The organism is Mesorhizobium waitakense, from assembly GCF_056431085.1.
Genome location: NZ_JBWKME010000015.1, coordinates 1 through 11,942, shown reverse-complemented (window position 1 = coordinate 11,942; position 11,942 = coordinate 1). Strand labels below are relative to the sequence as shown.

At 60.4% G+C, this 11,942-nt stretch carries 8 protein-coding genes and 2 pseudogenes; 8 read left to right on the top strand and 2 right to left on the bottom strand.

The window, feature by feature from the left end; translation table 11 throughout:
• The coding region (locus AC07FD_RS02610; RefSeq protein WP_478348523.1) for an ABC transporter substrate-binding protein at positions 1 to 785 on the bottom strand (785 nt) is incomplete at its 3' end.
• 814 nt (positions 786 to 1,599) lie between these two features.
• Here AC07FD_RS02610 and AC07FD_RS02605 point away from each other — a divergent pair.
• Both AC07FD_RS02605 and AC07FD_RS02600 read left to right on the top strand, forming a co-directional pair.
• Complete coding sequence (locus AC07FD_RS02605; RefSeq protein ID WP_478348522.1) at positions 1,600 to 2,478, top strand: hypothetical protein; 879 nt, start codon at positions 1,600 to 1,602, stop codon at positions 2,476 to 2,478.
• 53 nt (positions 2,479 to 2,531) lie between these two features.
• Positions 2,532 to 3,020, top strand: coding sequence for a hypothetical protein (locus AC07FD_RS02600; protein WP_478348521.1), 489 nt, complete (start codon positions 2,532 to 2,534; stop codon positions 3,018 to 3,020).
• Positions 3,021 to 3,207: 187 nt separating this feature from the next.
• On the opposite strand, the gene AC07FD_RS02595 is transcribed toward AC07FD_RS02600, so the two are convergent.
• A complete protein-coding gene (locus tag AC07FD_RS02595; RefSeq protein WP_095088733.1) occupies positions 3,208 to 3,828 on the bottom strand; it encodes a TetR/AcrR family transcriptional regulator in 621 nt (206 codons plus the stop codon).
• 112 nt (positions 3,829 to 3,940) lie between these two features.
• On the opposite strand from AC07FD_RS02595, the gene AC07FD_RS02590 reads away from it, so the two are divergent.
• From AC07FD_RS02590 to AC07FD_RS02565, 6 genes and pseudogenes are all read left to right on the top strand, one after another.
• Positions 3,941 to 5,014: an efflux RND transporter periplasmic adaptor subunit gene (locus tag AC07FD_RS02590; protein WP_095088731.1), complete on the top strand. Its 1,074-nt coding sequence runs from the start codon at positions 3,941 to 3,943 to the stop codon at positions 5,012 to 5,014.
• A complete protein-coding gene (locus AC07FD_RS02585) occupies positions 5,011 to 6,096 on the top strand; it encodes an efflux RND transporter periplasmic adaptor subunit (RefSeq protein WP_478348520.1) in 1,086 nt (361 codons plus the stop codon). The genes AC07FD_RS02590 and AC07FD_RS02585 overlap by 4 nt, the downstream gene beginning before the upstream one ends.
• Positions 6,093 to 9,164 carry an efflux RND transporter permease subunit gene (locus AC07FD_RS02580; protein ID WP_095088727.1) on the top strand — a complete coding sequence of 1,024 codons (3,072 nt, stop codon included), beginning with the start codon at positions 6,093 to 6,095 and terminating at the stop codon, positions 9,162 to 9,164. Before AC07FD_RS02585 ends, AC07FD_RS02580 begins: the two co-directional genes overlap by 4 nt.
• A gap of 302 nt (positions 9,165 to 9,466) precedes the next feature.
• A pseudogene (locus tag AC07FD_RS02575) lies at positions 9,467 to 10,178 on the top strand (IS6 family transposase).
• A 55-nt stretch (positions 10,179 to 10,233) separates the two neighbouring features.
• Positions 10,234 to 10,695: pseudogene (locus AC07FD_RS02570) on the top strand (transposase); the annotation flags it as partial.
• A 296-nt stretch (positions 10,696 to 10,991) separates the two neighbouring features.
• A complete protein-coding gene (locus tag AC07FD_RS02565) occupies positions 10,992 to 11,900 on the top strand; it encodes a hypothetical protein (protein ID WP_143748827.1) in 909 nt (302 codons plus the stop codon).
• Positions 11,901 to 11,942: the final 42 nt, after the last annotated feature.

Here is an 11,942-nt window from a genome sequence, read left to right as displayed (position 1 = left end):
AGTGCCCAGTAGCGCACATACTCGCCGAGCGCGGCAGCTTTGGCCGGGTCGTCCAGCACCGACTGTGGCGCATAGAGATGGGCTGGATCGTCGCGCAAGCCATGCGGGATGGTGGTAGCGCCGTCGGCACCATACTGGTGCAGATAGTGCTTGATGAGGACGCCCCAGATCGGCGCGACATCGACTTGCTTGCTGGCAAGTGCCACCGGATAGGCATCGCCGTTGCTGGGCAGTTCGATGAGATTGACGTCCTCCTTTTTCAGGCCGGCGGCCTGCAGCACCCTCAGCACCAGCGCGCCCTGCGCCTGGCCGGGGCTGAAAGCAATCCGTTTGCCGCGCAAGTCCGCGAGCGTCCTGACCTCGACGCCGGGTGCAATGCCGAGTTGATAAATCGGGTGCGCAACCGGATCCTTGCGGAACTTCGCGGCTATGATCTTGACCTTGAGCCCGGTCCAGGTCGCGTGGATGGGCGGAATGTCGGCGACCGATCCGACGTCCAACGCATTGGCGCGAAAAGCTTCGATTGTCTGTGGACCGCCGCTGATATTGGCCCATTCGACCTTGAACGGCAGTTGATCGATCAGACCCGAGAGTTCCAGCGCCCTTTGCGTCTCGGGATCGCCGATGCGAAGCACGGTGCCCTCCGGGATTTCGGTCGGTAGTTTACCCGCGTCCGAACTACCCGCCTGAGCCCCGAAAGGCGGGGAAGAAGCGACCAAGGTCACCGCAAAAGCGGCCACGAGGGCGCCAAACCTTCTTCTCGAAAATCTCTCCACAGCTAACATCCTCGTCTTGCTCCAATTTGGAAATGGCTTCCAATTTTCGCGGTTTATTATGTCTATCAATTTTGTAGACGATAAAGTATCGGATGCTGTTCTTTGCCGCCGGAGGGAAACGCTGTTCGCCTCCGATGCCCATTTGGGGGCATGCGTCGCTCGACACGCCAAGACGTCGCAACTGGCGGGTGATAGTCCCGCCCGACTCGGCCTTCCATGCCCAGACGCGGTCGACGAAAGATTTGCGCCCCATGTCGCGACGATTGGGACCGGTAACTTCTCTGGGGTTAGGCGGCGCGCAGAAGGGGCGGTTTGGGCTTGAATAATGGAGGCACGTTCGGTTCTGGCTGTCGGAACGGTGCCCGCAGCCGACCGCGAAGTTCGCCATTGATCTCCGCCGTCCTGACCTGCATGAGCATGTGCGCACCGTGGAGAGGCCAGCGCATCTGCTGCTTCTTGACCATGCGTTTGCCGACAAGCGAATTCACTGCTGACTCGGCGAGGCTGGTGGCGACACGAAGCCCAGCTCGGTATCGCTTGCCATAGTTGACGATCGCGCCGCGGTTCGATCTGACATAGTTCAGGAGCTGCGAGCCGAGGCTATGAAGCCGTGCGATCGAGAACTCGTCGTCTTGCGAACATCCCGGTTGCCGCTCGTGGGAGCGCTCGTCTCGACGCTGTCGCTGGCCCGCTCAAGCCCGGCAAGCACCTGATCGCGCTTCTGTTGGTGCTCCCGCGCGAGAGACCGGTAATTTCTCTGGGGTTGAGCACGGATTGTTAGGCCCGAGCAGTTCATCACCGCGCTTTGTTCGGAGAAGCAACGATGGCGGTGGAGTGGACAATTACAATCGAGGGAAAGAGCGAGTTCGGCGACGTTTGTCGTCGGGAGGTCCGGGTCGACAAGAGCTGGGAGCGCCTGTTCGACGGCGAAATCGGCCTGTCGATCGAAGTCGGCAAGAAGATCATGACGGCGCTGCAGAGCGCGGTCGTAAACCAGGAGGTGAATGCCTATGCTCTGTTTCGGCGGGTTTGCCCGGACTGCCACATGTTCCGGCCGGTCAAAGACTATACGGCGCGCCGGATCCGAACTGTGTTCGGCACGGTGGAGGTGCGCAATCCCCGCTGGATGCTGTGTGGGGATTGCCATCCAGGGATGGTCGTTGCTTTCGCGCCACTGAAGGAAATCTGCCCGGATCGGGCGACGCCCGAGCTGATGGAACTGACGGCGCGGCTGGGAAGCATGATGCCGTACCGGCAGGCCGCCAGAGTGCTAACCGAATTTCTGCCCATTGAGCCTACCGAGACGCATGCGACCGTGCGCAAGCGCACCATCAGGATCGGTGAACGGCTGGACGAGCAGGTTGCAGAGGAAGAACGGCGCGCAAGGGCGCAAGCTGATGATCGACGCCAGCTCGAAATGGAGCTTCCCGGCGATCGGCGCAAAGAGTTTATCATCAGCATCGACACAGCGCATGTGCGCAGCGCCGATCCCAATGCAGCGCGAAACTTCGAACTCGTTGTAGCCAGATGCGGTCGCGGCGGTCGAGGCGAACCCGGTGGCCGCTATTTCGTGACCAGCAGCACCGACCAAACCGCAATCCGCTGTCTCCTTGCGAATCCTTCACTCTCTCCAAGAGTTGCTCCAGGTCGCGGATCGCGCGATCGACGCGCCCATGCCACAGGCGCCACTTCACGGCTCTGACGTCCCTGTGGATGGTTGGAAGGGGCCTGGCACCGTCCGCGAGATCGAACCATGTGGTCGGCGATCTGCTGCATTGGTTGGAGCTTCATGGCGATGTGGAACCAGTCGATGATATGGCTGGTCGGCCTTGGCATGGCGCGGGGCAGGCGCTTCAGGATTTCGGCGCCATCCGAGATCACGGTGACGTCGCCAAAGCCGCAATATCCTTCTTGCTGAAGCGCGTGGAGCGTTCGATCTCCAAGGTGACGATCGATGTCGTGGATGGGCAGGGGCGTCGCCGGCGCACGATCACACAAGACCTCGATGGCCACAAGCGCAAGACGGTCGAGGAGACGTTCAACGGCTATACGCTGACGACGGCCGCTGACGGCCACATGCGGCTGAGGCAGGACGCGACGGGGCGGGAGTGGACGATCAAGGCGGGGAGCGCGGGGGCCGCCCTTGCGCATACGCTGCTTGCGATCGACCCGCACAGCCGCGATGCGCGCACGGGCAAGATTGATTGTCCAGGCAGCGATCGAGACCATGCTTGGGGCCGATGAGCTTGACCGGTTGCAGCACGATGGGGTCGGAACAAGAATTGTTCCGGCAGACACGCGGCCTTTATCAACCAAAGACAGCTACGGCTGATTTGATGATGATACCCCCGCGGGGCTTCGGCGCATTTGGCGTCCCGTGGCGGCGCGAAAGACGCTCAATCGAAAACTCAGGCTATGACCGAAACTAATCTCATCCCGCTCTAGCGGCAGCGAGACCGTGCATAACGAGATCGAGATGGGCTTCGATATACCTCGGCGTTTCGAGATCGAGACGACCGTCGTGCATCAATGTTTCGACGATCAAGGACAACGCAGGCGCAAGTATGACGCGTGCAACCGCCGCAGGCCCGTCCCGAAATTCACCCTGACGGACACCTTCGTCGATGAGCGCCTGCGTCATGGCGAGGATCGGCTCAATGAGTTCGACGTGATGCGCATTAATGAGCTGGGGAAAACGTACGCCCTCAGAAATGGCGAAGCGGAGCAATTCCCGGGTTCTGCGATCCCCCATAACGTGTTCGTAGAAAAGCAGGATCAATGACCTGAGCCGCTCGGCGTAACTTCCCGTCAGATCCTTGGCGTCGGCTAGGACGTCCTCGAACGGTAGCGCGATATGCCGTGCCATGGCAGAAAACAGAATTTCCTTAGTGGGGAAGTAGACGTAGACCGTCCCCTTTGTCACGCCTACCCGTGCGGCGATATCTTCCACGCGCGCCGCCGTGTAGCCTTGCTCGATAAATTCCTCAAATGCAGCATCGAGGATCTGGGCAGGCCGGAGGGCCTTCTGTTCAGCGCGCGTCAGCTTGTTCATGTTCACATTACCTAACCAAGAGATCCTATAGCCTAACACGTCATAATTATTTCATTGACTTTCTGGTAAGTCAACCGTAATCAGCTGGAAAAAGCGACTTGAGAGGCGAATTATGGGACAATTGACAACGGGATTTTTTTTAGGGTTTTCAATGGCATGGCTCGCGGCTTGCGCTCCTAAGGAAGAAACTCGACAGAAAGATACGCGACACGTGGAGACGGTAGCTGTTCAAGCCGTACCGGTGTCGGAAACCATTTCGACGACCGGCGAGATCCGTGCCCGAATCCAGTCCGATCTTTCATTCCGCGTCAGTGGCCGCATCATCGCGCGGTTGGTGGATGTTGGTGATCGCGTCAAGGCCGGGCAGATTCTCGCGCGCCTCGATGCGCAAGAGCAGAAGGCTGACCTCCAGGTTGCACTTGCTAACCTCCAATCTGCGGAAGCGCAGCAAACGCAGGCCCGGCAGGCATTTGACAGACAGCAGAGCCTTTTTGCCGCAGGCGTGACCAAGCGGGCTGCTCTAGATGACGCACGCGAAGCCCTTTTGACGACAAGGGCCACGGTTCAGTCGGCGCAGGCCCAGCTGGATACGGCCCGCGATACACTTGGCCAGACGGACCTCAGGGCGGATGCCAACGGAATCATTACCGCCCGCAATGCCGAAGTAGGTCAGGTGGCGCAGGCTGCCCAACTTGTTTTCACGCTCGCCCATGACGGTCCCCGAGATGCCGTGATCAATGCCGACGAGTCCGCTCTTATCGGGCGCGAGCTCGAAGACGTTGCCAAGGTCAGGCTCCTGTCGGGCAAAGACGAGTTTCGGGCCAAGGTCCGAGAGGTGTCGCCAACCATCGATACCACGACGGGGACGATCCGGGTGAAGCTCGCTCTCGAAGATGCGCCTGACGCTCCCCTGGGAAGCGCCGTGATTGCCACCGCGCGGTACAAGCCCGAGGCCGTCATCGAGTTGCCGTGGTCGGCCATGGCCTCCTATGCGGGGCGGACGGCCGTCTGGCTCGTCGATACGAAGACGAGCGTCGTCTCCCTCCATCCCGTGGAGGTCGCGGCCTATACCAGTGGACGCTTCTCCGTCCAATCTGGCCTGTCTATGGGGGACATTGTTGTTTCCAACGGTACGAAATTCCTCAGCGACGGCGACGTCGTGTCTTACGAAAGAACCGCCCGATGAAAATCGATCCTCGCCTGACCGCGCTTTTGGCGGCGGCCGCGTTGCTGTCCGCTTGCCAGAAGGAAGAGGACGCAGCATCGGTGCCCGCTCGCCCCGTCATCTTTCAGATAGCCGAACCATTCGCGCAGGCGGCATTCACTCTGCCCGGCACTGTCCAAGCCCGCATCGAGACCGAGTTTAGCTTCCGCATTTTGGGCCGCGTCATCGCCCGCAACGTCCAGGTAGGCGACCTTGTCAAGAAGGGCGACGTCCTGGCAGCCATCGATCCGGTGGCGCTCGAGCTCTCTGTCAAAAGCGCGCAGTCCGATCTCGCCAATAGTCAGGCGCACCTGGCCAACGCCCGAATCACCGAAGACCGGCAGAGAACTCTGCTCGAGAGACAAACCGGGGCGAAGGCCACCTTCGAAACTGCCGAGCAGGAGCGCAAGACCGCAGAAGCCGCGGTCGCCAAGGCCCGGGCAAATCTCGACAAGGCGAACGAACAGCTGAGCTATTCTCGCCTGCTCGCCGAGTTCGACGGCGTCGTCACCGCGACGACAGCCGAGGTGGGGCAAGTCGTCTCGCCGGGGCAGAGTGTCGCGACGGTCGCGCGACCGGAAGAGCGCGACGCGGTCGTCGATGTGCCCGAAGCCGCCGGTGACCAGTTGACGCTCGGCGCATCCTTCGACGTCGCCTTGCAACTTGATCCCCGCATTCACGCCAGGGGCGTGGTCCGCGAAATCACGCCCGAAGCGGACGACGCGACGCGTACGCGACGCACCCGGTTGACGCTGATCGATCCGCCTGAAGCACTCAGGCTCGGCTCGGTCATAGTGGCCAGATCCATGGGGGAGGCCAAGACTTTGATCCGGCTGCCCTTGTCCGCGATTCGGACCGAGGGATCGAAGGCATTCGTTTGGATCGTCAACAACACGACCGGCAAAGTCACTTCCGGCCCGGTCAGGCTTGCCGAACAAACTGTTCCAGGTGGCCCCGTCACCGTGATCGACGGGATTAACCCTGGTGACAGAATCGTCACCGCTGGCGTCAACACGCTCGAAAACGGCCAGGCCGTTCGCGTTGACCAGGAGACCATCAATTGAAACCGTTCAACCTCTCAGACTGGGCGCTCGATCACCGTTCACTCGTCTGGTATTTCATGATCGTCTTCATCCTTGCAGGCACGTTTTCCTACTTCAACCTCGGTCGCGAAGAAGACCCTGCCTTTACCATCAAGACGATGATTATCAACGCGCAGTGGCCGGGCGCGTCTGCGGAAGAAATGACCCGTCAGGTAACGGACAGGATCGAGAAGAAGCTGGAGGAGCTTGACGCGCTGGACTACACGCGAAGCGAGACGATCGCCGGCCAGACCACGGTCTACGTCGAATTGCTTCCGACCACCAAAGCAAGGGACGTGACGGGCAACTGGCTTCGCGTCCGCAACATAATCAACGACATCAAGGGCGAATTTCCCAGCGGCGTCGTCGGTCCGTTCTTCAATGACACCTTCGGCGACGTTTATGGCAACATCTATGCGTTCACATCCGACGGCCTGACGCAGCGCCAGCTTCGCGATCTGGTGGAAGACTCCAGGGCGAAGCTTCTAACGGTTCCGAATGCGGGCAAGATCGACATCATCGGGGCTCAGGATGAAGCCGTCTATCTTGAATTCTCGACGCGCAAGATCGCAGCGCTCGGCATCGACCGCCAGTCCGTCATCGAAACGCTTGAAGCCCAGAACGCTGTGGCGCAGTCCGGCTTCGTTGATGCAGGACCAGAGCGGATCGCGTTGCGCGTCAGTGGCCAATTTACGAGCGAAGAAAGCCTGAAAGCCATCAACCTCAGGGTCAACGATCGATTTTTCCCGCTGACCGACATCGCGACGATCAAGCGAGGTTATGTCGACCCGCCGGCCTCGCTCTTCCGCTTCAACGGACAACCTGCAATCGGCCTGGCAATTGGCATGACGGCGGGTGCCAATCTGACGAACTTCGGCAAGGCGCTGGACGAGGAGATGAAGCGCGTCGTGGCCGATCTTCCGATAGGCGTGAGTGTTGAACGGGTTTCCGACCAGCCGGCCGTGGTGGAAGAAGCAGTGTCCGGCTTTACCAAGGCACTGTTTGAGGCAATCGCTATCGTTTTGGCGATCAGCTTCATTAGCCTTGGGCTGCGCGCTGGGCTGGTGGTCGCGATCTCGATCCCGCTCGTACTGGCGATCACCTTCGTCGTCATGGAATATACGGGCATCTCTCTCCAGCGCATTTCGCTCGGCGCTTTGATCATCGCGTTGGGGCTCCTCGTTGACGACGCCATGATCGCCGTCGAAATGATGGTGGCGCGCCTGGAGTCAGGCGACGAGCTGCGCAAAGCCGCCACCTATGTCTATACGTCGACTGCCTTTCCGATGCTGACAGGCACGCTTGTCACCGTCGCCGGTTTTATCCCGATCGGCCTCAACAGTAGCGCAGCGGGCGAATTCACCTTCACCCTGTTCGTCGTCATTGCCGTTTCGCTCGTGGTATCCTGGGTCGTGGCCGTCCTGTTCACGCCGTTGCTGGGCGTGGCGATCCTGCCCAAGACGATGAAGTCGCACCATGAGCGCAAGGGACGCGGCGCACGGGGATTTGCCTGGCTGCTGGGAGCTGCCATGCGCTGGCGCTGGGTTACGATCATCGCCACCATCGCTGTTTTCGGCCTCTCGCTGGGCGGTCTTGGCCTTGTGCAGCAGCAGTTCTTCCCGGCGTCCGACCGCGTCGAGTTAGTCGTCGACTGGAGTATGCCCCAAAACAGCACGATTACGGAAACGAACCGCCAGATGACGGATTTCGAACGAGAGAAACTCGTCGGCAATCCCGATATCGACCATTGGACCACACATGTCGGGGAGGGCGCGCCGCGTTTCATCCTGTCTTATGACGTGCAGACCCCGGCTGTCTGGTTCGGGCAGGTCGTCATCGTGGCCAAGGACCTGGAGGCAAGGGACAGGTTGCGCACAGACCTGCAGGCTTATGTAGCGAAGACCTTTCCCGGTACCGACGCTTTTGTCAAACTCCTGGATATCGGCCCACCGGTGGGCAAGCCCGTCCAGTACCGCATCAGCGGCCCGGACATCCAGACGGTGCGTGAGCTGTCGCATCGCTTTGGAGCCATCGTCAACCGGCATCCTCTCATCGCCAACATGACCTATGACTGGAACGAGCCCTCGCGCGTCGTGAAGGTGGACGTGCTCCAGGACAAGGCTCGCCAGCTCGGCGTCTCTTCAGAGGATATCGCTAACGCACTCAACAGCATCGTCGAAGGGTCCTCGGCGACGCAGATCCGCGACAGCATCTACCTCATCGACGTGATCGGCAGGGCCCAAGACGCTGAGCGTGGCTCGATCGAGACGCTAAGAGACCTCCAGCTTCCGGGATCAAACGGCAAATCCGTACCGCTCTCCGCAGTCGCCAAGTTCCGCTATGAGCTCGAACAGCCTATGATCGCGCGAAGGGATCGCATTCCTACGGTCACGGTGAAGGCCGCGGTCACCGGGCCGACACAGCCCGCGACGATCGTGGAACAGCTCAAGCCCCAGGTCGAAAAGTTCACGAAAGCTCTTCCTGCGGGATACAAGGTCGAGATCGGCGGCTCGGTAGAATCGAGCGCCGACGCGCAGGGACCGATCGCCGCGGTCGCCCCGCTGATGCTGTTCGCCATGGCGACGATCCTGATGATCCAGCTCCAGAGCTTCAGCCGCCTGTTCCTGGTTTTCGCAGTCGCTCCGCTCGCGCTGATCGGCGTCGTGGCGGCACTCCTGCTCAGCAATGCGCCGATGGGCTTCGTAGCGATCCTCGGCGTGCTCGCACTGATCGGTATCCTGATCCGCAACTCGGTCATCCTCGTCGTCCAGATCGAGAATCTGCGAAGCGAGGGCGTGCCGCCGTGGCGTGCGGTTGTCGAGGCCACGGAACACCGCATGCGGCCGATCTTGCTGACCGCCGCGGCCGCGACGCTCGCCCTCATCCCCATCTCCCGGGAAATTTTCTGGGGGCCCATGGCCTATGCCATGATGGGCGGGATTGTGGCCGGCACGGTGTTGACGCTTCTCTTTCTCCCGGCCCTATACGTGGCCTGGTTCCGGATACCACGAGAAGATCCGGATGCCTCCCCAGATGCTGCACGTGCTTGATTAGCGAAAGGGCGCTTGCGAGCGCCCTTCTTTCTCCAGATTTACCCTAAGGCACGTCGATGCACTCCCTCCTCTCGATCTACCCGTGCAGATCACGGTACAGCCTTGTCATTCTTGCCGTCACGGTCAGCCTGATGGGATGCGCTTCTCGGCCAACATCCGCGGTGCTTGAGCCCGCGGCGATCAAGCAGGTCCAGGGCGAGAAGGATTGACCTTTATGAAGGCTATGATTTCTTCGATCTGGGCATCGTAACATTAACCGACGGTCGATTTAGGTATGCGATGAGTGGGCATGACGACTGTTGCCCCTTGATCGACTTTATCGCCGCCACCGTTTTCCCGCTGACGTGATTGCCCATGCGGTCTGGCTTTATTTCCGGTTTCCGCTCAGCTTGCGAATGGTCGAAGATCTGCTGGCTGCCCGTGGCATCACGCTCTCCCACCAGACGGTGAAGCTGTGGGCGGAGAAATTCGGAAGGCATTTTGCCAATGACATCCGGATGCGCTCAGCCGGAAAGCTCGGCGACAAATGGCACCTCGACGAGGCCGTCATCACCACTCGGCGCGGGGAAAGAAACACTGCCTTTGGCGTGCGGTCGATCATGACGGTTTCGATCTCGACGTTCTGGTGGAACGCCGCCGCAATGCCAAGGCTGCCAGGCGTCTGATGCGAAAGCTTCTCAAAGGTCAATGCCGCTCGCCGCGTGTGATGGTCACTTGCAAGCTTCGATCCTACAGTGCTGCCAAGCGCGATATCATGCCGGGCGTCCAGCATCGCTCACACAAGGGCTTGAACAATCGCGCTGAGAATTCTCACCAACCGGTCCGACGGCGCGAGAGGACTATGAAGCGGTTCAGGTCAGCGCGACAGCTTCAACGCTTCGTCTCCATCCACGATCCCATCGCCAACCTGTTTCACATTCCCCGCCAAAACATTCCACTGACCATCATCGCGAGCTGCGAGGAGCTGCGATGCAGATGTGGCGTCAAATCGCCCGTCTTCAGAGCACCTAATGGTAGAGACCCGCAGACGGCTCTGTGCCGGTCGTCACTAAGTTTACAATGCCACAGCCGCGACGTCGATTATGGCCACAAGCTCAATTTGACCACCGGCCGAAGCGGACTGATCCTTGACCTCGTCATCGAAGCCGGAAACCCGGCCGACAGCGAGCGGTTCTTGCCGATGCTGGAGCGCCACATCGGCATCTGGGACCAGGCGCCGCGGCAGGCGGCGGCCGACGGCGGCTATGCCAGCCGCGAAAATCTGCGCCGGGCCAAGGCCTGCGGCGTGCGCGACATGGCCTTCCACAAGAAGAGCGGCCTCAAGGTCGAAGACATGGTCAAAAGCAAGTGGGTCTATCGCAAGCTGCGCAACTTCCGCGCCGGCATCGAGGCCGGCATCTCCTGCCTCAAACGTGCCTACGGCTTGGCGCGCTGCACCTGGGGCGGGCTCGACCACTTCAAGACCTATGTCTGGTCCTCTGTGGTGGCTTACAATCTCGCACTCTTCACCCGCCTCAAACCGGTCTGACGCCACTCATCGGGTCGCGTTCAGTGGCACGCCGGCAGGCGCTGGCCGATACCCTATGCTGGCATGGCCGCACCAAATGCTCTCGCTCGCGATCTGCACGCCTCGTGCCATCACGCGCTGCCAAGAAGCACCGGTTGTGCGGCCAGAACGACCCTTCAAACCCCATGCCGCCGCAATCCAACCCGCAGGACAATCGGTTCCGCAGTACGCGGCACAGTGTCGACATTCCTCGCGCTCACTTTGGCGCGGCCATGCAAGGTTCTCCATCTGACTTGCGCAACAGGGCACTGGGTAGCATGCGCGACACAGCGTCATCGGAACCGAAGCCTGCCGCGCGCACGAAGGATAGAAAAGGCGGTGGACTGCTTTCTCGGGTTAAGTCGGGGCTTGGCAAAGTGTTTGGAGGAAGTCGCGGTGAAAAGTCGTTGGGCGGCTCAGCGTCGGATGCAGTCGATTCAGAGCTTCGTATCTACGCCTATAAGCGCACCCGTGCGTCCGAAGAGGACGCAGCCCTCATTTCCGAGTTCGTGCGCGCGGCGGCAGGAAGTTATGCTTCCGGTACCCTTCAGGGGATGGTGCAGCAACTGAGCCGGTTCAGCGAGTTCCTCAACTCTAAAAACTTGACACTGGCCGGTCTGGTTGAAAGCCCTGTTCAGTTGAAAGCCCATGCGGATGAATTTGTGAACGCGGGGGGCATCAAGCGAGTGCGTGCGGCATTGGAAGCGCTTCGGAAGTTCCGCGCCGGCGAGTTGTTGCCTCGGCCTTCTGCGCCACCTCGTCGTTCTCAGCCGCCTGCTCCTACCGGAGACCCGCTACTCATTCACCAGTTCGCGGCAGCAGCCCGGGCACTTGAGGTGCCCGACAAAACTATCAGGTCTCATACGCAGATTCTTAATAGCTTTTCCAAGTGGCTCACGGCCAACCAGAAGCCATCACTGACGTCTCGGTTTCGAACCGAAGAAATAGCCGAGGACATCATGGCATTTGGCGAGGAGAATGATCCCAAGGGCCGCCTCTTTACGGCCCTCAATCATCTCCGAAGGATTCAGCCTGACTCGGCAGGGTTCGAAGCGCTCGGATCCGGGCCCCGCGTCATGGGGCGCCGTACTTTGAGCGCTTATGAGAGCGACGCCGACATCATCGACGACGCGACCAACGAAGCCTTGCGTAAGCTTGGACGTAAGCGCGTAGGCATCCCCACGTAGCGTGCAGGCGGTTGATCGCTCATTTTCAGCATGAATCATGCG

What these genes read in the sequence shown, in the direction of transcription:
- AC07FD_RS02595 (WP_095088733.1), bottom strand. Translation starts at nt 3,828, where the DNA reads ATGAACAAGCTGACGCGCGCTGAACAGAAGGCCCTCCGGCCTGCCCAG.
- AC07FD_RS02590 (WP_095088731.1), top strand. Translation starts at nt 3,941, where the DNA reads ATGGGACAATTGACAACGGGATTTTTTTTAGGGTTTTCAATGGCATGG.
- AC07FD_RS02585 (WP_478348520.1), top strand. Translation starts at nt 5,011, where the DNA reads ATGAAAATCGATCCTCGCCTGACCGCGCTTTTGGCGGCGGCCGCGTTG.
- AC07FD_RS02565 (WP_143748827.1), top strand. Translation starts at nt 10,992, where the DNA reads ATGCGCGACACAGCGTCATCGGAACCGAAGCCTGCCGCGCGCACGAAG.
- AC07FD_RS02605 (WP_478348522.1), top strand. Translation starts at nt 1,600, where the DNA reads ATGGCGGTGGAGTGGACAATTACAATCGAGGGAAAGAGCGAGTTCGGC.